The organism is Allobosea sp. WAO (assembly GCF_001509835.1).
In the GTDB taxonomy this organism is placed as follows: domain Bacteria; phylum Pseudomonadota; class Alphaproteobacteria; order Rhizobiales; family Beijerinckiaceae; genus Allobosea.
In genome coordinates this window covers 72,699-96,709 of the sequence record NZ_JXTJ01000003.1, presented here as the reverse complement: position 1 = coordinate 96,709, position 24,011 = coordinate 72,699, and the positions used below count along the sequence as shown (strand labels likewise).

21 protein-coding genes and 1 tRNA gene are annotated in these 24,011 nt (G+C 67.2%); 10 read left to right on the top strand and 12 right to left on the bottom strand.

The genetic code is table 11. The annotated features are described in order from the left end of the window. Positions 1–3: 3 nt before the first annotated feature. The 6 genes from DK26_RS02075 to DK26_RS02050 form a co-directional block, all read right to left on the bottom strand. Positions 4–528 carry a hypothetical protein gene (locus tag DK26_RS02075; RefSeq protein ID WP_066467821.1) on the bottom strand — a complete coding sequence of 175 codons (525 nt, stop codon included), beginning with the start codon at positions 526–528 and terminating at the stop codon, positions 4–6. 207 nt (positions 529–735) lie between these two features. After that, on the bottom strand, positions 736–951 hold the full coding sequence (locus DK26_RS02070) for a DUF1059 domain-containing protein (protein WP_066467820.1): 216 nt from the start codon (positions 949–951) through the stop codon (positions 736–738). Between the two features lie 204 nt (positions 952–1,155). Continuing rightward, positions 1,156–1,231: transfer RNA gene (locus DK26_RS02065), tRNA-Thr, on the bottom strand. Positions 1,232–1,345: 114 nt separating this feature from the next. Further along, the gene (locus tag DK26_RS02060; protein ID WP_066467817.1) at positions 1,346–2,290 is read right to left on the bottom strand and encodes a prephenate/arogenate dehydrogenase family protein; all 945 of its coding nucleotides are present in this window, start codon (positions 2,288–2,290) and stop codon (positions 1,346–1,348) included. Continuing rightward, positions 2,287–3,393: a histidinol-phosphate transaminase gene (locus tag DK26_RS02055; RefSeq protein WP_066467815.1), complete on the bottom strand. Its 1,107-nt coding sequence runs from the start codon at positions 3,391–3,393 to the stop codon at positions 2,287–2,289. Before DK26_RS02055 ends, DK26_RS02060 begins: the two co-directional genes overlap by 4 nt. A 167-nt stretch (positions 3,394–3,560) precedes the next feature. Further along, positions 3,561–4,397: a chorismate mutase gene (locus tag DK26_RS02050; RefSeq protein ID WP_066467814.1), complete on the bottom strand. Its 837-nt coding sequence runs from the start codon at positions 4,395–4,397 to the stop codon at positions 3,561–3,563. A gap of 283 nt (positions 4,398–4,680) precedes the next feature. Here DK26_RS02050 and DK26_RS02045 point away from each other — a divergent pair, with 283 nt between their 5' ends. Together DK26_RS02045 and metW are read left to right on the top strand one after the other, a co-directional pair. Beyond that, on the top strand, positions 4,681–5,862 hold the full coding sequence (locus tag DK26_RS02045; protein WP_066467812.1) for a homoserine O-acetyltransferase: 1,182 nt from the start codon (positions 4,681–4,683) through the stop codon (positions 5,860–5,862). 2 nt (positions 5,863–5,864) lie between these two features. After that, the gene (gene metW, locus DK26_RS02040; RefSeq protein WP_066467810.1) at positions 5,865–6,488 is read left to right on the top strand and encodes a methionine biosynthesis protein MetW; all 624 of its coding nucleotides are present in this window, start codon (positions 5,865–5,867) and stop codon (positions 6,486–6,488) included. A gap of 157 nt (positions 6,489–6,645) precedes the next feature. Here metW and DK26_RS02035 read toward each other — a convergent pair whose 3' ends face one another. Both DK26_RS02035 and otsB read right to left on the bottom strand, forming a co-directional pair. Continuing rightward, complete coding sequence (locus tag DK26_RS02035) at positions 6,646–8,484, bottom strand: glycoside hydrolase family 15 protein (RefSeq protein WP_066467808.1); 1,839 nt, start codon at positions 8,482–8,484, stop codon at positions 6,646–6,648. A gap of 35 nt (positions 8,485–8,519) precedes the next feature. Further along, a complete protein-coding gene (otsB, locus tag DK26_RS02030) occupies positions 8,520–9,317 on the bottom strand; it encodes a trehalose-phosphatase (protein ID WP_066467807.1) in 798 nt (265 codons plus the stop codon). Positions 9,318–9,526: 209 nt separating this feature from the next. Between otsB and DK26_RS02025 the strand changes: the two genes are divergently transcribed. The 6 genes from DK26_RS02025 (at position 9,527) to DK26_RS02000 (ending at position 17,317) form a co-directional block, all read left to right on the top strand. Beyond that, entirely contained in the window at positions 9,527–11,134 is a 1,608-nt protein-coding gene (locus DK26_RS02025; protein ID WP_157089471.1) for a trehalose-6-phosphate synthase, read from the top strand. A gap of 104 nt (positions 11,135–11,238) precedes the next feature. Continuing rightward, positions 11,239–13,506: a phosphoenolpyruvate--protein phosphotransferase gene (gene ptsP, locus DK26_RS02020; protein WP_066467805.1), complete on the top strand. Its 2,268-nt coding sequence runs from the start codon at positions 11,239–11,241 to the stop codon at positions 13,504–13,506. A gap of 67 nt (positions 13,507–13,573) precedes the next feature. Beyond that, a complete protein-coding gene (gene prfA / locus DK26_RS02015) occupies positions 13,574–14,659 on the top strand; it encodes a peptide chain release factor 1 (RefSeq protein ID WP_066468717.1) in 1,086 nt (361 codons plus the stop codon). A 60-nt stretch (positions 14,660–14,719) separates the two neighbouring features. Continuing rightward, on the top strand, positions 14,720–14,971 hold the full coding sequence (locus tag DK26_RS02010) for a hypothetical protein (protein WP_066467803.1): 252 nt from the start codon (positions 14,720–14,722) through the stop codon (positions 14,969–14,971). 31 nt (positions 14,972–15,002) lie between these two features. Further along, a complete protein-coding gene (gene prmC / locus DK26_RS02005) occupies positions 15,003–15,887 on the top strand; it encodes a peptide chain release factor N(5)-glutamine methyltransferase (RefSeq protein ID WP_083532913.1) in 885 nt (294 codons plus the stop codon). A gap of 392 nt (positions 15,888–16,279) precedes the next feature. Further along, complete coding sequence (locus DK26_RS02000; RefSeq protein ID WP_083532912.1) at positions 16,280–17,317, top strand: DUF4167 domain-containing protein; 1,038 nt, start codon at positions 16,280–16,282, stop codon at positions 17,315–17,317. Between the two features lie 63 nt (positions 17,318–17,380). On the opposite strand, the gene DK26_RS01995 is transcribed toward DK26_RS02000, so the two are convergent. Together DK26_RS01995 and DK26_RS01990 are read right to left on the bottom strand one after the other, a co-directional pair. Beyond that, positions 17,381–18,172 carry an MOSC N-terminal beta barrel domain-containing protein gene (locus tag DK26_RS01995; protein ID WP_066468715.1) on the bottom strand — a complete coding sequence of 264 codons (792 nt, stop codon included), beginning with the start codon at positions 18,170–18,172 and terminating at the stop codon, positions 17,381–17,383. A 105-nt stretch (positions 18,173–18,277) separates the two neighbouring features. Beyond that, the gene (locus tag DK26_RS01990; protein ID WP_066467799.1) at positions 18,278–18,607 is read right to left on the bottom strand and encodes a DUF2293 domain-containing protein; all 330 of its coding nucleotides are present in this window, start codon (positions 18,605–18,607) and stop codon (positions 18,278–18,280) included. 182 nt (positions 18,608–18,789) lie between these two features. On the opposite strand from DK26_RS01990, the gene clpB reads away from it, so the two are divergent. Continuing rightward, entirely contained in the window at positions 18,790–21,411 is a 2,622-nt protein-coding gene (gene clpB, locus DK26_RS01985) for an ATP-dependent chaperone ClpB (RefSeq protein ID WP_066467797.1), read from the top strand. Between the two features lie 212 nt (positions 21,412–21,623). Here the strand turns inward: clpB and DK26_RS01980 are convergent, their stop codons facing one another. Then, positions 21,624–22,823: a M20 family metallopeptidase gene (locus DK26_RS01980; protein ID WP_066468714.1), complete on the bottom strand. Its 1,200-nt coding sequence runs from the start codon at positions 22,821–22,823 to the stop codon at positions 21,624–21,626. A gap of 194 nt (positions 22,824–23,017) precedes the next feature. On the opposite strand from DK26_RS01980, the gene DK26_RS01975 reads away from it, so the two are divergent. Then, a complete protein-coding gene (locus tag DK26_RS01975) occupies positions 23,018–23,302 on the top strand; it encodes an acylphosphatase (protein WP_066467795.1) in 285 nt (94 codons plus the stop codon). 22 nt (positions 23,303–23,324) lie between these two features. Here the strand turns inward: DK26_RS01975 and DK26_RS01970 are convergent, their stop codons facing one another. After that, entirely contained in the window at positions 23,325–23,957 is a 633-nt protein-coding gene (locus DK26_RS01970) for a LysE family translocator (protein WP_066467793.1), read from the bottom strand. Between the last annotated feature and the right edge of the window lie 54 nt (positions 23,958–24,011).

Below are 24,011 nucleotides of genomic sequence, written 5' to 3'. Positions count from 1 at the left end.
CGCCTACGCGCCCTTTGCGTCCCGCCTGGCCTGAGCGCGCTTGCCGGCCTGCGAGACGCTGCCGACCTTGGCCCGGTTGACGCTGAAGCGACGCTTGCGGCTCTCGATCGCGATCATGCCGTCGCCCGCGGTCTTGTCGGCCGGCCGGGCCTTGGCCTTGCTGCCGGCCTTGAGCGCCAGCGCCCTGCGGGCAGCCTCCTTCATCTCCTCATGGGCGGCGATCGCCCGGCGGCGCGCCGTCTCGCGGTTGAGCCGCTTGGCGGCCTGCGCCCAGACCTGCTTGCGGCGGGACGGACGCTCCACCTCACCTGGAAAGCTCGCGCCACGCGCATCGGCCTTGCCGCGGATGCTACGGCGCATCTGCCGGACGAAGGTGCGCTCCTTCTCCTGCAGGTCGCGGATTCGTTTGCGCATCTCGGCCAGCGCCTTGTCGTCGGCATCGACGATGGCCGGGTAATGCGTCCCTGCGACGAAGGCGATCTCGTCCTGTTTGAGCAGGGAATTCTCGGTCTTGATCGACAGCGTCATCGCGTGCGCCTCCATGCTTGGCCGGGAGGCACAGTATTCGGCGGCTCACGCGCCCTGGCAACCGCGACGCAGGCGCGCGGGTTTCCCCGGCACCTGCGATCCTAGGCACAAGCGCGCGTTCACCGGACGACGGCGCCCGGCGCGGCGATAGCGTGGAGCGAGTTATGTTTGGAGGCCCGGAGGGCGAAGGCTCTCAGGGCTCCGGACTCAGGCGGCGCGCCCCGGCATCGTCGCAGGCGGCATGCCATCCTTGATGATGCCCCTGAGCTGCCCCCTCAGTTCCGGGCTGTCCTTGTGGCCATGCACGGCGATGGCATGCTGGACGGCAGCCTCCAGCAACTCCGTTTCAGAATCGGCGCTGATCGCGATCGAGCACTTCATCTCGCTCGGGAATGCACGGCAATCGATGAACTTGCGTCCCATGGCGTCCTCCCCTTTGGGAGACAATCGAGCACCCCTTCCCCGCCTTGTGGCGATGAAGGCTGCTCGGGCCAAGTATAGCTTATCCGAAGGGGCTTGGAAAAAGGCGACGTGCCCTTCCAGGGCGGCAAACGCCGGCCTACCGACGAACGAATCGGCCCAGCAAGGTCGACGAAGCAGGGAGATCAACAACCTGAAAGGGTTGGATGGTGCCGCAAGAGGGATTCGAACCCCCGACCCCCTCATTACGAATGAGGTGCTCTACCAGCTGAGCTATTGCGGCGACGGGTGGGGCTGTACCAGCCCGCCCCCCTTTTGACAAGGCGGACAAGCGCCACAAGGCACAGGGATTCAGCCTTGAGGGCGAAATTCCCGGAACCGCGGGAGCGCCGTACCTTCAGCCCTTCTTGAGCTTCTCCGTCTCGGCCTTCTCCTGGCCGAGCGCGACGATGCCGCGGCGGATGGCTCTCGTGCGGGTGAAGTGCTTGTGCAGCGTATCGCCGTCGCCATAGCGGATGGCGCGGGTGAGCAGCGCGAGGTCCTCGTTGAAGCGGCCGAGCATCTCCAGCACCGCCTCCTTGTTGGCGAGGAAGACGTCGCGCCACATGGTCGGATCGGAGGCGGCAATACGCGTGAAGTCGCGGAAGCCGCCGGCCGAGAACTTGATTACCTCCGACTGCGTCACCGCCGCCAGATCCTCGGCGGTGCCGACGATGTTGTAGGCGATCAGGTGCGGCAGATGGCTGGTGATGGCGAGGACAAGGTCATGGTGCTGCGAGCCCATCACCTCGACGATCGCCGCCATGCCTTCCCAGAACTGACGGGTGCGGGCGATCGCTGCCTCATCGGTGCCGGGCGGCGGCGTCAGGATGCACCAGCGGTTGAGGAAGAGGCTGGGGAAGCCGGCATCGGGGCCGGAATTCTCGGTGCCGGCAACCGGATGGGCCGGGACGAAATGCACGCCCTCGGGCAGATGCGGGCTGACCGCCTCAACCACCGCATGCTTGACCGAGCCGACATCCGAAAGGATCGCGCCGGGCTTCAGAACGCCGGCGATCTGCGCCGCCACCGCGCCGCAGGCGCCGACCGGCACGCAGAGCACGACATGATCGGCGCCACGTGCGGCATCAACCGCGCTCTCCGCCACCTCGTGGCCGAGATCGAGTTCGCGAGCGCGGCGCCGGACATCGGCGTCGCGGTCGCTCAGCACGATATGGCCGGCGAGGTTCAATTCCTTGGCCGCATGCGCGATCGAGGAGCCGATCAGGCCGATGCCGATGATGGCGAGCCGCCCGAAGAGCGGCTCGTCGCGGCGCGGCGCGAAGGTTTCGGCCGCGCTCACGCGGCCTTGCCCAGGAACTCGGTCAGGGCCGAGACAACGAGGCGGTTCGCCTCCTCGCCGCCGATGGTCATGCGCAGCGCATCGGGCAGGCCATAGGAGGCGACCGAACGCAGGATCAGGCCACGCTGGGTCAGGAAGGCGTCGGCCTCCTTCGCCGTCCTGCCGGCGGCAGCCGGGAAGTGGATCAGGATGAAATTGGCGACCGAGGGCGTCACGGTAAGGCCGAGCTTCTCGAGCTCGGCCGTGGTCCAGGCCAGCCATTTGTCGTTGTGCTCGATCGCCGAGGCGATGTGGGCATCGTCGGCGATCGCGGCGGTGCCGGCCTCGATGGCCGCGCCGTTGACGTTGAACGGGCCGCGGGTGCGGTTGAGCGCGTCGACGACCTCGGCCGGCCCGTAGAGCCAGCCGAGACGTAGATTGGCGAGGCCATAGATCTTCGAGAAGGTGCGCGTCATCACGACGTTCTCGCTCTCGGCGACCAGTTCGAGGCCGGAGGCGTAGTCGTTGCGGCGGACATATTCGGCATAGGCCGCATCCAACACCAGCAGCACATGCCGCGGCAGGCCGGCATGCAGGCGCTTGACCTCGTCGAAGGGCAGATAGGTGCCGGTCGGATTATTGGGGTTGGCGAGGAAGACGATCTTCGTCTTCGGCGTCACCGCCTTCAGGATCGCGTCGACATCCGTCTTCAGATCCTTCTCGGGCACGACGACCGGCGTGCCGCCCGCAGCGAGGATGGCGATCTTGTAAACGAGAAAGCCGTGCTCGGTGAAGATGCCCTCGTCGCCTTCGCCGAGATAGACCTTGGTGATCAGCTGCAGGAGCTCGTCCGAGCCGGTGCCGCAGACGATGCGGCCGGCATCGAGCCCGTAACGGCCGGCGATCGCCTCGCGCAGCTTCGTCGCCGAGCCGTCGGGATAGAGCTCGAGCTTGCCGGCGAGCGCGCCATAGGCGGCGACCGCCTTCGGGCTCGCTCCGAGCGGGGTTTCGTTGGAGGAGAGCTTGTGCAGCTTGACGCCCGCCGGGGCCGAGGACTTGCCGGGAACATAGGCCTCGATGTCGAGGACGCCGGGGCGCGGAACGGGACGGGAAAGCGAGGTCATGGCATGGGCTTTCGGTTTCAGGCGTTAGTACGAACCACCGAAGTCATCCCGGGCGACCGGAGGGAGACCGGAATCCATGCCGGAACGTTCTGGGCATGGATCCCGGATCGGCGCCGCTTTGCGGCTTGTCCGGGATGACGAAGAGGGTTCAGCGATGAGGGTTCATTTCAGGAGCGGGTGGATTTGAAGGCGAAGCGGGCGGCGTGACTGCCGATCTCGGCGAACTCGCTGAGGCCGGCCGGCACGAGCGCGCTCCGGATCGCCTCCGGCGAGGTCTCTCCGGAAGCGGCTACCAGCAGGCCGAGATGCGAGCCGTCAGCGGCACTGGCCGAAACCTCGGCGAGATGCTGGGCAAGGCCGGCGCGCAGCGTCTCCGACCAGCGCTCGACGCGGGCGGCATAGAGCACGATCTCGCGCATGGCGGCGTCCGCCAGCGGCTTGGCGATGCAGTAGACCGGGGTTCCCGCCGGATGGTCCGGCCGCTCGATGAAGGGCAGGCGGGCGATGATCTTCGGCTTGTCCTCGCCGATCAGATCACGCCACCAGACGCCGGCGCTGGCGCCGAGATCCATGCGGAAGATGCCGAGGTCGCCGGTCGATTCCGCGACCGCCTTGATCACGGCGCGCGCGTCTTCATGCGTGACGTAAGGCACGGTGAAGCCGAAATGGAAGCGGGCGCTGTCGCGCATCGCCGCATCGCCACCAGAGATGTCGGCATGGACCGAATAATTCGCCTGCACGAAGGTGAAGGTCGCGATGATGATGCGCCAGATGCTCTCGACCGTGTCGAGCGGCAGCAGGCCCTGATGGCGCAGCGCCAGGCGCTTCATCATATCGGCCTCGCGGCCGGGGCGGAAGGCGGAACCCGAAACCTGCGTCTTCTTGATGGCGATCAGCGTCTCGATGATCGAGGAGCGCTCCATCAGGAGGCCGTGCATGGCAGCATCGATACGATCGATCTCGCTGCGCAGATCGGCAAGGGTCGTCGGAGCGGCTTCGGCCATGGGGTTCGACCAACCTCCAGAAGGAACGGCCTCAAGCCCTCGCCCCGAGGAGCCGCGCAGCGGCGTCTCCAAGGATGGTCCAGATGGCGCTGGAACATGCTTCGAGACGCGATCCCTGGGGATCGCTCCTCAGGGTGAAGGCTGAGGTTTCTCTGGTCTCTTATCCGCGCCGGCCCGCCTTGGCAAAGCCGTCCGCGCACATCCGCGCGTTGACAGGGCACGAGCGGCGCGCCATCGGTTATGTCCGCTATTTCGAACAGGCCGGGCGACAAGAAAAATCGGAATGCCAAATCGGACGACCCAGGAAGACCAGGCCCTGGCCGACGCGCTGACCGAAGCCAACCGGCCATCGAGCCTGCTCGCGCAATTCGGCCCCGAACGGGCGCTCCAGCTCGATTCCGGCGCCGTGCTCGAGCATTGGCAGATCGGCTACCAGACCTATGGTTCGTTGAACGCGTCTCGGTCGAACGCCGTCCTGATCTGCCATGCGCTGACCGGCGACCAGCATGTCGCCAGCCGCAACCCAATCACCGGCAAGGGCGGCTGGTGGACGGCGATGGTCGGGCCCGGCAAGCCGGTCGACACCGACCGCTTCTTCGTGATCTGCGCCAATGTGCTCGGCGGCTGCATGGGCACGACCGGACCGGCCTCGACCAATCCGGAGACCGGCAAGCCCTGGGGCCTCTCCTTCCCGATGGTGACGATCCGCGACATGGTGCGGGCGCAGGCGCATCTCCTCGACTCGCTCGGCATCGACAGCCTGTTCAGCGTCGTCGGCGGATCGATGGGCGGCATGCAGGTGCTGCAATGGGCGGCGAGCTATCCGCAGCGGGTGTTCTCGGCGCTGCCGCTGGCGACCGCCGCCAAGCACTCGGCCCAGAACATCGCCTTCCACGAGGTCGGCCGCCAGGCGGTGATGGCCGATCCCGACTGGCGCGGCGGGCGCTATCTCGAAGAGAACACACGCCCGGCCAAGGGCCTGTCGGTGGCGCGGATGGGCGCGCACATCACCTATCTCTCGGAACCCGCTTTGCATCGCAAGTTCGGCCGCAGGCTGCAGGAGCGCAGCGCCCCGACCTTCACCTTCGATGCGGATTTCCAGGTTGAAAGTTACCTCCGCCATCAGGGCGTCAGCTTCGTCGAGCGCTTCGACGCCAATTCCTATCTCTATGTCACGCGCGCGATGGACTATTTCGACCTTGCCGCCGACCATGACGGCGTGCTGGCCAAGGCCTTCGCCGGCACCAAGACCCGCTTCTGCGTGGCGTCCTTCACCTCCGACTGGCTGTTCCCGACCAGCGATTCGCGCGCCATCGTGCATGCGCTGAACGCGGCCGGTGCCTCGGTCTCCTTCGTCGAGCTCGAGAGCGACAAGGGCCACGACGCCTTCCTGCTGGAGGAGCCGAACCTGTTCGCAACGACGCGCGGCTTCATCGGCGCAGCGGCGCGGGCGCGGGGATTGTGAGCATGTCGGCGGCGGACAACCACACCAACCGCATCGACCTGCGCCTCGTCGCCGAGATGGTGACGCCCGGCTCGCGCGTGCTCGATGTCGGCTGCGGCGACGGCGAATTGCTGGCGCTGCTCGCCGAAACCCGCGGCGTCGACGCCCGCGGCATCGAACTGTCGCGCGAAGGCGTCGCCGGTTGCGTCGCGCGCGGGCTCTCGGTGATCCAGGGCGACGCCGACACCGATCTCGCCGATTATCCCGACGATTCCTTCGACTATGTCATCCTGTCGCAGACCATCCAGGCGACGCGCAATCCGCGGCTGGTGCTGGAGCAGATGCTGCGGATCGGTAGGCGCGCCATCGTCTCCTTCCCGAATTTCGGGCATTGGCGCATGCGCAGCCAGGTCTTCTTCCTCGGCCGCATGCCGGTGACCGAGGCCCTGCCCTATTCCTGGTGGGACACGCCGAACATCCATTTCTGCACGATCCGCGACTTCGTCGTGCTCTGCGACACGATCGGCGCGGAGAAGGAACGCGCGGTGGCGCTCGACGTCGCCGGCGGCAAGGTCGGCGTCAGCGCGCCCTGGTGGTTCTGGAACCTGTTTGGCGCGCAGGCGGTGTTCCTGCTGAAGCGAGGGTAGCGCCGCCGCCTTTCCGGGGCAGGCCGAAGGCTTGAGCCGGAACCCAGAAGCGAGGCGCGTATTCATCGACGCACTGCGTCCGAACGCCCTGTCCTGGAACGGCATCGGCTCTGGGTTCCGGGCTAGCTGCTGCGCAGCGCCCCGGAATGACACCCCCTCAGAACGCCTCTTCCCAGTTGCGGCTGAGCCGCATCGCCGAATTGATCAGCCCGACCATCGAATAGGTCTGCGGGAAATTGCCCCAGAGCTCGCCGGTTTCGAGATCGGCATCCTCGGAGAGCAGGCCGAAGCTGTTGCGCCGCTGCAGGATGCGGCCGAACAGCTCCTTGGCTTCGTCCTTGCGGCCGATCGCATGCAGCGCATCGACATACCAGAAGGCGCAGATCAGGAAGCCGGTGTGCATGAAGCCGAAATCATCGGCCGTGCCATAGCGCAGGATCAGGTCGCCGCGGCGCAGGTCGCGGCCGATCGCCTCGACGGTCGCGATGTAGCGCGGATCATCCGGCTTGACGAAGCCGAGCTCGGCGATCAGCAGCAGGGTCGCGTCGAGATCGGCCCCGTCGAAGGTCGAGACGAAATGGCCCTTCTCCTGGTTCCAGATCCGGTCGGCGATGATGCCTTTCAGGCGCTTGGCCTCGCCGCGCCAGTATTCCTTGCGGTCGACCCGGCCGAGCGTGCCTGCGATGCGGGCAAGCCTGTCGCAGGCGGCCCAGCACATCACGCTGGAGAAAGAGTGGACGACCTGCTTCTCACGCAGCTCCCAGGGGCCGGCATCGGGCTTGTCGAAGACCTCGATCGCACGCTCGCCCATGCGTTCGAGCTGGCTGAAGAGCGTTTCCTTGCCCGGCTGAATCAACCGGCGGTCGAAGAAGGAATGGGTGGCGGCAAGCACGACCGCGCCATAGCCGTCATTCTGGATCTGCGTCGCAGCGCCATTGCCGACGCGCACCGGCTGGTGCCCGCGATAACCGGCGAGCTGCGGCACCTCGAATTCGCGGAGTTCGCCGCCGCGGGTGATCGGATAAAGCGGCGGCAGGTGCTCGGCGCCGTTCTCCGAGAAGGTGTCGACGATGTTGGTGATGAAGCCGAGATAATCCTCCATCGTCCGCGTCGTGCCGAGGCGGTTCAGCGCATGCACGACGAAATAGGCGTCGCGCAGCCAGCAGAAGCGGTAGTCCCAGTTGCGCTGCGTGCCCGGCGCCTCGGGGATCGAGGTGGTCAGGGCCGCTACGATGGCGCCGCTCTCCTCGAAAGAGCAGAGCTTCAGCGTGATCGCGGCGCGGATGACCTCGCGCTGCCATTCGAAGGGGATCGAGAGCGAACGGACCCAGTCGCGCCAGTAGTCCGTGGTCTTGTCGAGGAATTCGCGCGAGGTCGTCTCGATCTCGGCCCGCAAGGCTTCATCTGAGCCGATGAAGAAGGAGAAAGGCTTCTCGACCGCGAAGGGAATGCTCTCCAGCACATAGGAGATCGGTGCATCGGTGGTCAGGCGGATGGTTTGGTCCGCGCCGACGAAGCGGACATGGTTGGAGCCGCGGGTAATCTCGTCGGGCACCTCGCCCAGACCGAGGCACGGCTTCACGACGACACGTATGCGCGGCCGGCCGGAGATGCGCCTGACCCGACGGACCAGCTGAGGCGGCCGAAAGAACCGCTCATAGCGCACGAAACGCGGCGCGAAATCGAGGATCTCCAGCGCATTCCCCTGGTCATCGGAGAGGAGCGAGGAGAGGATCGCGGTGTTGTCGAGATAGCTCTGCTCGCAGCGGGTCATGCCGACCATCTCGATGGCGAAGACGCCCTTCTCGGGCATCGCATCGCCATCCTCGATCTTGTTGTCGATCAGCGAGCAGAAGACCGGGTCGCGGTCGAACCGCGGGAAGCAGCCCCAGACGATTCGGGCCTGCCGGTCGATCAGAGCGGCGATGGAGCAGTTGCCGATGACGCCGAGATCAAGCGAGGCCACGCCCGGCGGGGCGACGGTGGTGACAGTCATGCCTATCCCTGATGCAGCTGGTCTTGTTGGAAGGTTTAGTTCTGGAGGAAGGTTTCGAGCGTGAGGTCGCCGCCATCGGCGGCGCCGAGCAGGATACGGTGCAGTGCGGTCGGCGAAGCCAACCGGTGCCGGGCGCAAGTCTGCCCCTCCCCGATCCGGATCGACAGCCCCCCCGCGTCGTTGACCGCGGCGAATCCGTTCTCGTCGGTGATGTCGTCACCGACAAATATGGGTTGGCGGCCAGCATAGGCCTGCTGCTGCATGAGCCAGGCGATGGCACCGCCCTTGCTCGCCGTGGCCGGGACGAGCTCGGCGACCGCCTTGCCGCGCTGGAGGCGCATCGAAGGGCCGATCTCGGCCGCAAGCCGCTCCATCAGTTCCAACGCCTCGTCAGCCAGCGCGGGCGCCAGACGCCAGTGCAGCGCGACCGACTGGCGCTTGTCCTCGACGATGATGCCGACATTCGCATTGGCGAAGCGCACCATAGCCCGCGTCGCGACGTGCAGCGCCTCGGACGGCTCCGCCAGCGGCGCCTCCTCATCACCCAGTCGAATTTGCGCACCGTGCAAGCCGGCGGCGTCGAAGCGAAAAGGCGCTGTCATCGCGTCCAGAAACGCGACTGGCCGGCCTGACACCAACGCGAGCGCGCCATCGAGGCGCTGGCGCAGCGCATTCAGCGCGCCCGGCACGCGGCGGTCTAGCCTGACATCCTCGGGTGAGGGGGCGATCTCGACCAGGGTTCCGTCGAAATCGAGAAACAATGCTATTGATGAGGTGCGCACCGCAGGCGGGGCGTGCGGCTCGGCGGCTTCGGGGCTCTGAGCTTGCGACATGGCAGCCTTGCTAGGGGACGAAACGGGCAAAAGGACGACCGTCCGTCCCCTCGCCACATTCGGGGTTCAGGTTCCGGCGGTCGCCATCATCCGGTCACGGCGACGACGCGATCCGGCCAAGAAGGCCGGCGTGCACACGAAACATTACGTCTGCCAGCGCGTTCTGTTCCCGCGCCATCGCGGCATTCGTCAACGAACAGTGAGGCATTATGCGTCTTGTGGTGGTTTCCAACCGCGTCACCATGCCCGAACGTGGCGAAAAAGCGGCAGCAGGCGGGCTGGCGGTGGCGTTGCGCTCCGCTCTCGAAAAGCATGGCGGCCTCTGGTTCGGTTGGAGCGGAAAGACGAGCGCCGAACCTTCGTCCCGCGTCGACCCGGTGCGCGTCGGCAATGTCTCCTATGCCGTCGCGGATCTCACCGAGGCCGAGCGCCAGAGCTATTATCTCGGCTTCTCGAACCGGGCATTGTGGCCCTTGATGCACTACCGGCTCGGCCTCACCGAGTTCGACCGCTCCGACTATGCCGGCTATCTCGGCGTCAACCGCCGCTTCGCCAGGCTGTTGGTGCCGCAGCTCAAGCCCGACGACGTGATCTGGATCCACGATTATCACCTGATCCCGCTGGCCGCCGAACTGCGCCGCCGCGGCGTCACCAACCGGATCGGCTATTTCCATCATATCCCCTGGCCCTCGGCCGAGGTCTTCGGCGCCCTGCCCTTCAGCGCCACGCTGATCAGCACGATGACGGCCTATGATCTCGTCGGCATGCAGACACAGACCGATGCCGACAATCTGATCGGCGGGTTGGTGGCGCTACGCGGCGCCCATCGCGACGGAGAGCGGGTCAAGGCCGGACCGCGCGAAACCCTGATCCGGGCCTTTCCGATCGGCATCGACGTCGAATCCTTCCGCAAGCTCGCGGTCGCCTCCGTGCGCGCCGCCACCCAGCCGATCCGGGCGACCACCGGCCCGCTCGGCGGCCGCAAGCTGGTGATCGGCGTCGACCGGCTCGACTACTCCAAGGGCATCGTCCAGCGGCTCGAGGCCTTCGGCCTGTTCCTGCGCAGCCATCCCGAGCATCGCGGCAATGTCGGCCTGCTGCAGATCGCGCCGCCATCGCGCAGCGACGTGCCGGAATATGCCGAGCTCGACCGGCAGTCGGACGAAGTCGCCGGGCGCCTCAACGCCGCCCTGGGCGAGTTCGACTGGACGCCGATCCGCGTCGTCAAGAAAGCCTATTCGCGCAGCGCTCTGGCCGGCTTCTACCGGCGCGCCCAGGTCGGGCTGGTGACGCCGATGCGCGACGGCATGAATCTCGTCGCCAAGGAATATGTTGCCGCGCAGAACCCGGAGGATCCTGGCGTGCTGGTGCTATCGCGCTTCGCCGGGGCGGCGCACCAGATGGGCGAGGCGCTGATCGTCAACCCCTACGACACCCACGAGGTCGCCGAGGCGATCCGTACCGCGCTCGCCATGCCGCAATCGGAGCGCGTGCGCCGCTTCGAGCGACTCTACGCCACGATCGCGGCGAGCGATATCGGATGGTGGACCTCGCGCTATCTGGCCGCACTGACCGGCGCCGAGGCCAGCGACAGCGTGGCACCACCCGAGCCACAGCGGAAAGCAAGCGGAATCACACGCAAGCCGGCAGCGACGCGGCAGCGTGCGACAACCCGCCCAGCGGCGAAAAAGCCGGCCGCGAAAACCGCCTTGCAGCCGGCCCAGGCGGCAAATGACGCGCCTTTGGGCGAGAAGCGCGGCAGCTTCGGGCAACGAGCCGGTTCCAAGCCCTTGCCGAACGCCGCCTCACCTCGCTAGAAGCAGGCGCGGATCGGACCTCGCTTGCAACTCTGGCGCGACGATGTCAGGTCTGGAGCGACACGTCGGCCTGTTAGGCTGTGGAGGCGGGCGGAGGGCATTTGATGCGAGGCGCACTCGGGGGATCGGGCGTTCTGCTACGCCGGCTCCGCGAGGTGATGGCAGCGCCGGTCAGCCCGCAGGAGCGGCTGGACCGGCTCGTCGTCCTGATCGCCGGCAATCTCGTGGCCGAGGTGTGCTCGGTCTATGTCCTGCGCGAAGACGGCTCGCTCGAACTTTATGCCACCGAAGGCCTCAACCGCGAGGCGGTCCACCACACCACGATGCGCGCCGGCGAAGGCCTGGTCGGCCTGATCGCCAGCGAGGCCGAGCCGATCGCGCTCTCGGACGCGCAGGCGCACCCCGCCTTCTCCTATCGCCCCGAAACCGGCGAAGAAATCTACCGCTCCTTCCTGGGCGTGCCGATCCTGCGCGGCGGCGCGGTGATGGGCGTGCTCGTCATCCAGAACCGGGCCTCGCGGATCTACAGCGAGGACGAGACCGAATCACTGCAGACCACGGCCATGATCATGGCCGAGATGATCGCGGCCGGCGGGCTCAAGGCCCTGTCCAGGCCCGGCGCCGCGATCGGCCTCGAACGTCCGATCCACGGCATCGGCACGACGCTGGCCGACGGCGTCGGCCTCGGCTACGCGGTGCTGCACGAACCGCGCGTCGCGATCACCGATCTGATCGCCGAAGACCCGGCTTTCGAGGTCTCGCGACTGGAGGCGGCGATCGCGCAGATGCGCGCCGCGATCGACGAACTGATCGAGCGCGGCGATGTCGCCCATACCGGCGAGCATCGCGAGGTGCTCGAAACCTTCCGGATGTTCGCCCACGACCAGGGCTGGCTGCGGCGCATGCGCGAAGCGGTGATGACCGGGCTCACCGCGGAGGCCGCGGTCGAGCGCGTCCAATCGGACACGCGCGCCAAGATGCAGCGCCAGACCGACCCCTATCTGCGCGAGCGCCTGCACGATCTCGACGATCTCGCCAACCGTCTCCTGCGGACGCTGGTCGGCAAGCCGAACGGAGTCGCGCGTGAGCAGTTGCCTGAGAACGCCATTCTGATCGCCCGCTCGATGGGCCCGGCGGCGCTGCTCGACTACGACCGCTCCCATCTGCGCGGGCTCGTGCTGGAGGAAGGCGGCCCGACCAGCCATATCGCCATCGTGGCGCGGGCGCTCGGCATCCCGGCCGTCGGCGAGATCGCCAATGCCACGGCGCTGATTGAGGCCGGCGATGCGGTGATCGTCGATGGCCAGGCCGGCGAGGTCCAGATCCGGCCGCAGCCCGACGTCGAGAACGCCTACAAGGACAAGGCGCGGCTGCGCGCCCGCAAGCAGGAGCAGTACCGCAAGCTCAAGACACAGCCGGCGGTGACCAAGGACGGCGTCGACATCACCCTGCAGATCAATGCCGGGCTCTTCGTCGACCTGCCGAACCTGGAGGAGACCAATGCCTCGGGCATCGGTCTGTTCCGCACCGAACTGCAGTTCATGGTGGCGCAGCATATGCCGACCACCGCCGAGCAGCAGGCGCTTTACGGCGCGGTACTGGCGGCGGCCAATGGCCGGCCGGTGACCTTCCGCACGCTCGATATCGGCGGCGACAAGGTCCTGCCCTATATGGAGCGCGTCGAGGAGGAAAACCCGGCCCTGGGCTGGCGGGCGATCCGGATCGGGCTCGACAAGCCGCGCCTGCTGCGGGCTCAGGTCCGGGCCCTGCTGCGCGCCGGCGCCGGCTACGACATGAAGATCATGCTGCCCATGGTCGCGACCGTGAACGAGTTCCTGCGCGCCCGGCTGATCGTGCGCCGCGAGCTCGCCGTGCTGGAGCGCGACGGCCGCCCGGCGCCGTCCAGCCTGCAGCTCGGTGTCATGGTCGAGGTCCCGTCGCTGCTGTTCGAGCTGCCCGAAATCGCCCGCGAGGCCGACTTCCTGTCGATCGGCACAAATGACCTGATGCAGTTCCTGTTCGCGGCCGATCGCGAGAACCGGCGCGTCTCCGAGCGTTTTGACCCGCTCTGCGCCGCCGGCCTCAGGGCCCTGCGCGCGATCATCGACGAGGCCGGCCGGGCGGGCTGCCCGGTCACCGTCTGCGGAGAGATGGGCGGCAAGCCGATCGAGGCGCTGGCGCTGATCGCGCTCGGCTACCGCTCGTTCTCGATGTCGGCAGCCTCGGTCGGGCCGGTGAAGGCGATGCTGCGGGCGCTCGACGCCGGCAAGGCGCGCCAGCGGCTCGACGCCTGGCTAGCCGCCTCCGACGGCGCCGCGAGTCTGCGCCCGCTCCTCGGCGCGCTCGCCGCCGAAATGAAGGTTCCGGTCTAGCGACACTCACGACCGTGCCGGCCGGCAATTGCCGGCCTCCTTTTTCAAGCAAGATCGCATCACCGCCATGTCGCTCCTCCTCCCGCAAGACCGCCTCGACGGCATCGTCGCCCGCCACGCCGCCGCCAGCGATGCGATCAACCATGCGAACGAGCCGGCGCGGGTGGTGGAGCTCGCCAAGGAGCTGGCGGAGCTCGATCCGGTGGTCGCCGCCATCGCCGCCTGGCGCAAGGCGCAGGCCGGCCTCGACGAGGCGCTGGCGATGATCGACGACCCGGCGACCGATGCCGAGATGCGCGACCTCGCCTATGAGGAGCGCGACCATGCCCGCGCCGAGATCGAGGCACGCGGTCGCGAGATCCTGATCGCGCTGCTGCCGAAGGATGCCGCCGACGAGCGCGGCGTCATCCTCGAAATCCGCGCCGGCACCGGCGGCGACGAAGCCTCGCTCTTCGCCGGCGATCTGCTGCGAATGTATCAGCGCTATAGCGCCCACCAGGGCTGGAGCCTCGACATTCTCTCGGAGAGCGAAGGCACGGTCGGCGGCTTCAAGGAAGTGATCGCCGAGATTTCCGGCAAGGGCGTCTATGCAAGGCTGAAATACGAATCGGGCGTGCATCGGGTGCAGCGCGTACCCGACACCGAGGCGAGCGGACGTATCCACACCTCGGCCGCGACCGTCGCAACCCTGCCGCTCGCCAGCGAGGTCGACGTCGCCCTCGACGACAAGGACCTGCGCATCGACACGATGCGGGCCCAGGGCGCCGGCGGCCAGCACGTCAACAAGACGGAGTCGGCGGTGCGGCTGACCCATATTCCGAGCGGCATCGTCGTGCTGGTCCAGGACGAGCGCTCGCAGCACAAGAACAAGGCGCGCGCCTACGAGCTGATGCGCGCCAAGCTCTACGACATGGAGCGCAGCCGCGCCGATGCCGAGCGCTCGGCCGACCGACGCTCCCAGATCGGCTCCGGCGATCGCTCCGAGCGCATCCGTACCTACAATTTCCCGCAAGGCCGCGTCACCGACCATCGCATCAACCTGACGCTCTACAAGCTAGACGAGATGATGCAGGGCTTGGTGCTGGACGAAATCATCGATGCCCTGACGGCAGCCCGCCAGGCGGAACTTCTGGCCGAGCAAGGCACGGTGTGAAACCTCGCCCCGGTTCGTGCGTTACTGTTTGATCGGTAACATCGTCCGGGGAGGATAGACATGAAGACCCTGCTCAGCAGCATCGCCCTTGTCGCCGCCATCGCCTTGACGCCGCTGGCGGCCGAGGCCCAGACCGGATCGCAGACCGCGCGCAAGGTCTTCAGTGGCGAGCCGGCCCATCTGCAGAAGGCCAAGACCGAGAAACAGGCAAAGCAGGATTGCCAGCGCCAGTTTCGCGGCGCTAAGGAGAGCAAATCCGCATTGCGGATCAAGATGAACGCCTGCGTCCAGGAAGCGATGCAGGGCAACTGATCCGGCCTCGGGGCCGGCACCAAGGACCGATTTGCCGCACACCGGCCACCCTGCCGACAATCCCGCGCCCGCTGCCTCACCGGCGGCGGGCGATGCCGTTTCCGACGCCCGGCGCGCGCTGGCGCGGGCGCTGCGGCAGGTTGGAATCGCCGATTTCACCTTCGAAGCGCGCATCCTGATCGAAGACCTCGCGGGAAGCAGCGACACGCTCGACGCCGCCGCGGCCAGCCGCATTCAAGACGCACTGGCGCGTCGGCTCGCCGGTGAGCCGCTCTGGCGTGTTCTCGGTGCGCGCGAGTTCTGGGGCCTGAGCTTTTGCCTTTCGCCGGGCACGCTCGAGCCCCGCCCCGACAGCGAAACCTTGATCGAGGCCACCCTGCAGCACCTCGGCGAGCGCCGGCAGGAGGCGCTGAACTTCCTCGACCTCGGCGCCGGAACGGGCTGCCTGCTGATCGCAGCGCTGAGTGAGTTCCCGCGGGCCCGCGGCATCGGCGTCGACCTCTCGGAGGATGCGCTCGCGACTGCCGCTGGCAACGCTGCGCGTAACGGCGTCGCGCAGCGCGCCGAATTCCGGTTAGCGCGCTGGGACGAGGGACTGAGCGGCACATTCGATCTCGTCCTTTCCAATCCGCCTTACATCGCCACTGACGAAATCGCGCGGCTCGATGCCGACGTGCGCGAATACGATCCGTTGCTGGCGCTCGATGGCGGGCCAGACGGGCTCGATGCCTACCGCGCACTCGCTGCCTTGCTGCCCGCCCGCCTGGCGCCGGGAGGAAGAGCCGTGCTGGAGATCGGCGCTGGTCAGGAAGACGATGTATGCGCGCTGATGACGGCGGCCGGGCTGCGGCATTTGCGGTCGCATCGCGACCTCGGGGGTCATGCCCGCGCGCTGGTCTTCGCCGGAGAAATGTGATCCTGCACAGTTTCCTGCGCGAATTTGCTTGGAAGGGCGGAGAAAACCGGTTATGCACGCAATGTCTTGAAGACGGTGTCGTCAGCACATAGCCTTTAGCGAGGTCCAGCGAAGCGGCCTGGCTTTTGGATCACTGCCAAGACAGACGCTACTGGCACAGCAAGATCGAGACACCGAGCGCGCGAGATCGCCGCTCAGTCGGGAGCTGCAGAAGCTCCGTTGGAAAAGAGCGCGTGAAGACCAATATCGGCGCAGAGCCCTTTCAGGTCGGATTGCCTCAGCGCGGCGTCGCAACCCGCCGCGCGTCACGACATATGTGACGCCCTTGCAAGGTTGCCTTGAATGAACAGAACGCGAGATTGACGCGAATGAGACCAGGTCAGAACCGGCGCATGCGCGGCCGTAACAACAATAATAACAACAATAATAGCGGCAACCGGAAGTCTCCCAACCCGTTGCAGCGGAGCTACGAATCAAACGGCCCCGACGTCAAGGTCAGGGGCACGGCTCAGCATGTCGCGGAGAAGTACCTCCAGCTCGCACGTGACGCCCAGTCTTCGGGTGACCCGGTCGCGGCGGAGAACTATTTCCAACACGCCGAGCATTATTATCGGATCCTGCTCGCAGCGCAGGAGCAGATGGCCCAGCAGTTCGGCCACAGCTTCCCGCCCAACCGCGCCTTCAGCGACGACCCGGACGAGGGCGAAGAAGAGGGTGAGGAGGAGGCTGGCGCGTTCCAGCCCGGTGGCCAGCAGGCCGAGCGCCAGCCCTTCAACGGCAATGGCGTCAACGGTCATGGCGGGCAGAGACAGGACGGCGAGGGCGGCGAAGGCCAGCCCGGCGGCCAGCGCTTCGAGCGGCCGAATCGCAATGAGCGCAACTTCGACCGGAACCAGGATCGGAATCAGGATCGGAATCAGGATCGCAACGGCCAGCGCCGCTTCGACCGCAACGACCGGCAGGAGCGCGGCGAGCGGCAGGAGCGCGGAGACCGTGGCGAGCGCCGGTTCGACCGGCAGGACGGGCAGCCGGCCCCCTATACGCCGCGGCCCGAAGCCCAGCCGGGCGCCGAGCAGCCTGATTTCGCTCCGGCCCCAGCCCCAAGCCAGAGCGAGCGGCGTCCGGAACGTCAGCCGCGTGGCGAGCGCCAGCGTCGCTCCGAGGCTCCGGTCGTCGCGGCCGAGCAGGAGATCGCCGCTGCACTGCCGGCCTTCCTGACGACGCCGACGCGCGTGCCGATTGCCATCGCTTCCGACGAGCCGGAAGTCGCCGCTCCTGCGCCTGTCCCTGCCCCCGCCGCAGAAACTGCGGGGGAGACCGCCGACGCCGCACCCGAGAGCGAGAAGCCCAAGCGCGCGCCGCGCCGCCGCCGCTCGCCCCGCGAGGTCATGGATGCGCTCGGCTCGGACAGCGATACCGCGGCCGAGTGAGCGCGGGCTGCGGCCACGCGATCACCAAGAACGGATAAGGGCCCGCAAGGGCCCTTTTTCGTGTCAGGCTATGCTCGCCGATACAGGCTCGGACACTGCGACGGCTTCGAGCCGGGCTCCGCGGGACAAGGTGCCGCCAGCGAGAACCCGGCAGTAGATCCCGCAGTCGACATGGCCATAGGACTGCATCAGAGCTTTGGGGATCTGCAAATCGCGAACACCGGTTTGCGGATCGACATTGGTGGCGGCGCAGCGCTCGATCCGCTTGATCACCGAGAGACGCAAACCGCCCGGCCCCTGCAATTCTCTCCCGACCAGATCATTCTCGGCCCAGGCCGGCAGATCCTCGACCATGACATTGCCGCGGAAGCGCAGCGGATCGATGTTCGCGCCCATCCGCGCCGCGAGATCGGCGACGCTCGCCAGGTTGATGATCGAGAGAAAGCCCGAGCGCGAATCGGTGAAACGATAACCTTCCGGCGCCGCGAGCAGGCGTGGGCGGCCGCGCAGTTCGTCCGGCATGAACCCCTCGAAGAAAGCCGAGAGGCGTTCCCGGCCTTCCGGGCTTGCCGGCGAGATCTGCAGCTCCTCCTTGCCCTCCTGCGCGATCACCAGCTCGCCGCTAGCATCGTCATGGCGGGTTTTGAGCCGCGCGAGGGACTCGTTGCGCATCAGCATCAGGTATTTGATCTTGGGCTGGTGCACGGGCTCGGCCGGATCGAAGCCTGACGGGCCGTTCTCGATGGCGAAGAGCCGGTCTCCCGGGAAGTAGCCGCCGGTCGGCAGCGCCGCGCTCGCCAGAGGCTCCGGCGAGAGTCCCTTGACCGGATAGCGGTAGAGCGATGCGACGCGCATGATCTTGTCCTCGGTAGTGCGGCGGGGCGGGACCTTGCCATGCCAGGGTGCCGGCAATCCAGCGCCGAGCTTGCAGGGATCGATCAAATGCCTAGATCGGATCGATCAGGAGGCGGGCCCCTCGCCGCCATCCTCGTCGCCATCGGCGACGGAGCGCTGGCAACCCCAGCTTGAGAGCACGTCGTCGGTCTGGTCGACGACGAAGAAGCGCGCAGCGTCGCGCTCATAGCCTTCGGCGAGCAGCCGGTCGTAATCGGTGTGGCTGTGGCGGACATGGCTGCCGAGTGCAAGCCAGAGCGCCGTCTTCGGCGGCAAGGCCTTCATCTGGTTGCGCCCTGCGAGCTCCAGCACCATCTCGGCATCGCTGAGCGGAATGCCGGGCGCCAGCGCCCGCAGCGCCTTGCGAATCGCTTGTTGCCGCTTAGTCCCGACCATGGCCGCACGCTGGGCGGGGGCAGCAGCGATCGTCAATCCCAAACCGCCGCCGCCCCCCTTACGTTGCGCAGATGCAACACCTATCTGTCTGGACGAGGGGTCGCCCGACAGGGGGCTCCATCCTGATGAAAGGCAGCCGGCTCCGCCGCCACGGGGCGCGACCGGCGGGCGGAGGTATATTGATGAACATTGAGAAATACACGGACCGGGCGAAGGGTTTCCTGCAGGCCGCGCAGACCATCGCGATGCGCGAGGGCCATCCCCAGTTCACGCCCGAGCATGTGCTGAAGGCGCTGCTCGATGACGGCGAAGGCATGGCCGCGGGTCTGATCGACCGCGCGGGTGGCCAGTCGCGCCTGGCCAAGCAGATGGTCGACGCGGCGCTGGCCAAGCTGCCCAAGGTGAGCGGCTCCGGCGCAAGCGGCCCGCAGCTGACGCCTGCCCTGGCGCGCGTCTTCGGCACCGCCGAAACGGCCGCCGACAAGGCCGGCGACTCGTTCGTCACGGTCGAGCGGCTTCTGCTCGCGCTCGCGATCGAGAAGGAGACCGAGGCCGGCAAGGTGCTGGCCAAGGCCGGCGTCACGCCGCAGAGCCTGAATGCCGCGATCGAGGCGATCCGCAAGGGCCGCACCGCCGATTCCGCTTCGGCCGAGCAGAGCTATGACGCGCTGAAGAAGTACGCGCGTGACCTCACCGCGGCTGCGCGCGAGGGCAAGCTCGACCCGGTCATCGGCCGCGACGAGGAGATTCGCCGCACCATCCAGGTGCTGTCGCGCCGAACCAAGAACAATCCCGTGCTTATCGGCGAGCCCGGCGTCGGCAAGACCGCGATCGCCGAGGGCCTCGCGCTGCGCATCGTCAATGGCGACGTGCCGGAGAGCCTGAAGGACAAGGAGCTGCTCGCCCTCGACATGGGCTCGCTGATCGCCGGCGCGAAATATCGCGGCGAGTTCGAGGAGCGGCTGAAGGCCGTGCTCTCCGAGGTCTCGGCCGCGGCGGGCGGCGTCATCCTGTTCATCGACGAGATGCACACCCTCGTCGGCGCCGGCAAGACCGACGGCGCGATGGATGCCTCCAACCTGCTGAAGCCGGCTCTGGCGCGCGGCGAGCTGCACTGCATCGGCGCGACCACGCTCGACGAGTACCGCAAATACGTCGAGAAGGATGCGGCGCTGGCACGCCGCTTCCAGCCCGTCTTCATCGACGAGCCGACGGTCGAGGACACGATCTCGATCCTGCGCGGGCTGAAGGAGAAGTACGAGCAGCACCATCGGGTCCGCATCACCGACTCGGCGCTGGTCGCGGCGACGACGCTGTCGAACCGCTACATCACCGACCGCTTCCTGCCCGACAAGGCGATCGACCTCGTCGACGAGGCTTCGGCGCGCCTGCGCATGCAGGTCGATTCCAAGCCCGAGGAGCTCGACTCGATCGACCGCGAGATCGTGCGCCTGCGCATCGAGCAGGAGGCGCTGAAGAAGGAGAGCGATGTCGGCTCGCAGGAGCGGCTGCGGCGGCTCGAGGCCGAGCTCGCCGAGCTTGAAGCCCGCTCCGCCACGATCACGGCGCGCTGGAAGGCCGAGAAGGACAAGCTTGGCCAGGCCGCGGAGATCAAGACCAAGCTCGACAACGCCCGCAACGAACTGGCGCAGGCGCAGCGCAAGGGCGAGTACCAGCGCGCCGGCGAACTCGCCTATGGCGAGATCCCGCAGCTCGAGAAGGCGCTCGCCGACATCGAGGCCAATGGCGACTCGTCCGGCATGGTCGAGGAGGCCGTGACGCCCGACCATGTCGCGCAGGTGGTCAGCCGCTGGACCGGCGTGCCCGTCGACAAGATGCTGGAAGGCGAGAAGGACAAGCTGCTGCGCATGGAGGAGAGCCTAGCCAAGCGCGTCGTCGGCCAGGAGGAAGCGGTCGAAGCCGTCTCCAAGGCGGTCAGGCGCGCCCGCGCCGGGCTGCAGGATCCGAACCGGCCGATCGGCTCGTTCATGTTCCTCGGCCCCACCGGCGTCGGCAAGACCGAGCTGACCAAGGCGCTGGCGTCGTTCCTGTTCGACGACGAGACGGCGATGGTCCGGATCGACATGTCCGAATACATGGAGAAGCACTCGGTTAGCAGGCTGATCGGTGCGCCTCCCGGCTATGTCGGCTATGAGGAAGGCGGCGCGCTGACCGAGGCGGTCCGGCGCCGGCCCTATCAGGTCGTGCTGTTCGACGAGGTCGAGAAGGCGCATCCGGACGTGTTCAACGTCCTGTTGCAGGTGCTCGACGACGGACGCCTGACCGACGGACAGGGCCGCACGGTCGACTTCCGCAACGTCTTGATCATCATGACCTCGAACCTCGGTTCGGAGTATCTGGTGAACCAGCCCGAGGGCGAGGACAGCGATGCCGTGCGCGACGAGGTGATGGGCGTGGTGCGCCATGCCTTCCGGCCAGAGTTCCTCAACCGGATCGACGACATCATCCTGTTCCACCGCCTGCGGCGGTCGGATATGGGCGCGATCGTCGACATCCAGATGGCCCGCCTCGGCAAGCTCCTGACCGATCGCAAGATCGCGCTCGAGCTCTCCGACGAGGCCCGCGACTGGCTGGCAGACAAGGGCTACGACCCCGCCTATGGCGCCCGCCCGCTGAAGCGGGTGATCCAGAAGTCGGTGCAGGACCCGCTGGCCGAACTGCTGCTCGCCGGAACCGTCCGCGACGGCGAGAGCGTGCCGCTGACGGTGGGGCCCGCCGGGTTGATGCTGGGCGAATTCCCCGCGGCGAGCGAGGCACGGCCGGCCGGAGTCGCGCTGAACTGAACTTTTGCGCTGTCATGTGGAACGAAGGGCGTCGCGCGAGCGGCGCCCTTTTTTCTGCGGCGTCATTCTCGGCCGGGAAGACGAGACGATACCTCCAGGCACCTTCCGTCATGGTCGGGCTTGTCCCGACCATCCACGTCTTCCTTCGACAAGCGCGGTGTTCAAGACGTGGATGCTCGCCACAGGGGCGAGCCTGACGGGCTGCGAGGATTTCACTCCATCCTTGCGGCCGTGCGCATCACCGCGAGCGCGAGCGTCTGCGCGGCCGGGACGATGCTTTCGACCTCGAGGAACTCGTCCGGCGTATGGGCCATGCCGCCGACCGGGCCGACGCTGCACAGGGTCGGGCAGCCCTGCGCCGCGGTGAAGCCGGAATCAGCGCAGCCACCAGTGTATTCGGCGGTGACGGCAATGCCGAAACTGGCGGCCGCGTCGCGATAGGCCTCGTAGAGCTCGGCCGATTCCGCCGTCGTCTCCAGCGGCAGGAATTCGCCCTTGATGGTGAGCTGCGCCGAGGAGCCCTCGACCACCGGCGTCTCGACGATGGTGCGGATGGCGTCGACCAGCTCGTCGCGCTGCGCCTTGGTACGGTAGCGCAGGTCGATCTCGCACCAGGCATGCGGGGCGACGGTGTTGACCGTCTGGCCGCCACCGATCAGCCCGACATTGACGGTGACGCCTACCTCCAGATCGGTCAGCCCCTGGAGCTGCGGAATCTTGTGGCCGAGATCGACGATGGCCGAGACGCCCTTCTCGTAATTCGCGCCGGAATGGGCGGCCTTGCCCTGGAAATCGGCGCGCATGAAGACGCCTCCCTTGCGGCCGGAGGTGACCGACTGCCGGCGGTCGCGGTCGAACTCGGTGCCGGCCGGAAGCCGGCTCGGCTCGGCATTGAAGACGCAGCGCGACTCGCGCGCCGCCGCCTCGATCACCGGACGCGAGGATGGCGAGGCGATCTCCTCGTCGCTGGTGGTCAGCATCATGAGCGGCGCTTTCAGCCCGCCATTGGCGGCGAAGGCGGCGGCGACGAAAGCCTCGATGACGAGACCGGCCTTCATATCGGCGACACCTGGTCCGTAGGCGCGGCCGTCCCTGACGGTGAAGGGCCGGCGCGTCGGTTCGCCCTCGGGGAAGACCGTGTCGCGATGGCCGAGCAACAGCACCGGCCGCTGGTCGTTAGCGCCGGGGTTGGGCAGGCGCGCCTTGACCGCGTCGCCATAACGGGCGTCGGGCACGATCTCGACGCTCAGGCCGTTCGCCTCATGGAAGCGGGCCAGCACCTGCCCGGCCCGGTCGACGCCCGCCTTGTCGTACGAGCCGGAATCGGTGTCGACCATCTCGCGTAGGAGGTCGATCATCGCCTGCTTGCGTTCGCCGAGCCAGCTGGTCACCTTGGCTTCTTCGGCAGTCATGTCGCTCATCGTCGGCGCTCTCTGTGGTTCCGAATGCGGAGGAAGTCGAAGCTAGAGCATCAGTGCGGCGGCAGGGAACCGGCATTCGCGCCTGTCCTCCCCGTTGTGCCGGCAAGGCTTCGCCTGCTTCGCCTTCTGAAGGCCGTCATCGGCCATGATCATGCCGAGGGCATTCTGGGGCGGAGGATGCGAGGATGATGCTTCACATCGTCATTTCAGGCGTGGTTCAAGGCGTCGGCTACCGGCAATGGCTGCGGGAGCGCGCGCTCGCGGCGGGGGTTACCGGCTGGGTGCGCAATCGGAGCGACGGCATGGTCGAAGCCCTGCTCTGCGGCGCGCCGGAGACAGTCGAGACATTGGTGGCCGAGGCGAGAAAGGGCCCACGCGGCGCCAGGGTCGCCGATATCGAGCGCCGCGAAGCCTCGGCCTCGGCAGCTGCCCTTGCGAATGGCGATTTCACGATCGCGCGCAGCATCTGAGATGCCGCGCGGCGACCGGCGTTCAGCGCCGCGCCTCGAAGGCCATCCGCAGGGCAAAGCCGGCGAGCACCGTGCCCATCAGCCAGCGCTGGGCGAGCGACCAGAGCGGCCGGGTGCGCAGGAATAGTGCGATGCCGCCCGCGGCGAAGGTGATCAGCGTATTGACGCTGACGCTGACGACGATCTGGATCAGCCCGAGCAGGATCGACTGGCTGAGCACGCTGCCCGCCGCCGGATCGATGAACTGCGGCAGCAGCGCGAGATAGAACATCGCGATCTTCGGATTGAGCAGGCTGGTCAGCAAACCCATCATGAAGAGTTTGCGCGGCCCGTCATGCGGGAGATCGCGGACATGGAAGGGCGAGCGGCCACCCGGGCGCAGGGACTGCCAGGCCAGCCAGAGCAGATAGCCGGCGCCAAGCAGCCGGAGCGCATCATAGGCATAGGGCACCGCGAAGATCAGCGCGGTGATGCCGAAGGCGGCGCAGAAGACGTAGAACAGGAAGCCGAGCGCGATGCCGCCGAGCGAGACCATGCCCGCCATCGGCCCCTGCGCGATCGAGCGCGAGATCAAGTAGACCATGTTTGGCCCGGGCGTCAGCACCATCCCCAGGGCGACCAGAGTGAAGGCCAGCAAGGTCGATAGTTCAGGCATGGTGATCTCTCCGGATCCGATAGCCGAACCATGCGCAGAGCGTTCGAATCCGGA

Coding starts and splice junctions, on each gene's coding strand:
- metW (WP_066467810.1), top strand. CDS start 5,865: ATGTCGGCGGCGGACAACCACACCAACCGCATCGACCTGCGCCTCGTC.
- clpB (WP_066467797.1), top strand. CDS start 18,790: ATGAACATTGAGAAATACACGGACCGGGCGAAGGGTTTCCTGCAGGCC.
- DK26_RS02075 (WP_066467821.1), bottom strand. CDS start 528: ATGACGCTGTCGATCAAGACCGAGAATTCCCTGCTCAAACAGGACGAG.
- DK26_RS01975 (WP_066467795.1), top strand. CDS start 23,018: ATGATGCTTCACATCGTCATTTCAGGCGTGGTTCAAGGCGTCGGCTAC.
- DK26_RS02055 (WP_066467815.1), bottom strand. CDS start 3,393: ATGACCTCGCTTTCCCGTCCCGTTCCGCGCCCCGGCGTCCTCGACATC.
- DK26_RS01980 (WP_066468714.1), bottom strand. CDS start 22,823: ATGACTGCCGAAGAAGCCAAGGTGACCAGCTGGCTCGGCGAACGCAAG.
- DK26_RS01970 (WP_066467793.1), bottom strand. CDS start 23,957: ATGCCTGAACTATCGACCTTGCTGGCCTTCACTCTGGTCGCCCTGGGG.
- DK26_RS02010 (WP_066467803.1), top strand. CDS start 14,720: ATGAAGACCCTGCTCAGCAGCATCGCCCTTGTCGCCGCCATCGCCTTG.
- DK26_RS02000 (WP_083532912.1), top strand. CDS start 16,280: ATGCGCGGCCGTAACAACAATAATAACAACAATAATAGCGGCAACCGG.
- otsB (WP_066467807.1), bottom strand. CDS start 9,317: ATGTCGCAAGCTCAGAGCCCCGAAGCCGCCGAGCCGCACGCCCCGCCT.
- DK26_RS02035 (WP_066467808.1), bottom strand. CDS start 8,484: ATGACTGTCACCACCGTCGCCCCGCCGGGCGTGGCCTCGCTTGATCTC.
- DK26_RS01990 (WP_066467799.1), bottom strand. CDS start 18,607: ATGGTCGGGACTAAGCGGCAACAAGCGATTCGCAAGGCGCTGCGGGCG.
- DK26_RS02025 (WP_157089471.1), top strand. CDS start 9,527: ATGCGTCTTGTGGTGGTTTCCAACCGCGTCACCATGCCCGAACGTGGC.
- DK26_RS02070 (WP_066467820.1), bottom strand. CDS start 951: ATGGGACGCAAGTTCATCGATTGCCGTGCATTCCCGAGCGAGATGAAG.
- DK26_RS02045 (WP_066467812.1), top strand. CDS start 4,681: ATGCCAAATCGGACGACCCAGGAAGACCAGGCCCTGGCCGACGCGCTG.
- DK26_RS01995 (WP_066468715.1), bottom strand. CDS start 18,172: ATGCGCGTCGCATCGCTCTACCGCTATCCGGTCAAGGGACTCTCGCCG.
- ptsP (WP_066467805.1), top strand. CDS start 11,239: ATGCGAGGCGCACTCGGGGGATCGGGCGTTCTGCTACGCCGGCTCCGC.
- DK26_RS02050 (WP_066467814.1), bottom strand. CDS start 4,397: ATGGCCGAAGCCGCTCCGACGACCCTTGCCGATCTGCGCAGCGAGATC.
- prfA (WP_066468717.1), top strand. CDS start 13,574: ATGTCGCTCCTCCTCCCGCAAGACCGCCTCGACGGCATCGTCGCCCGC.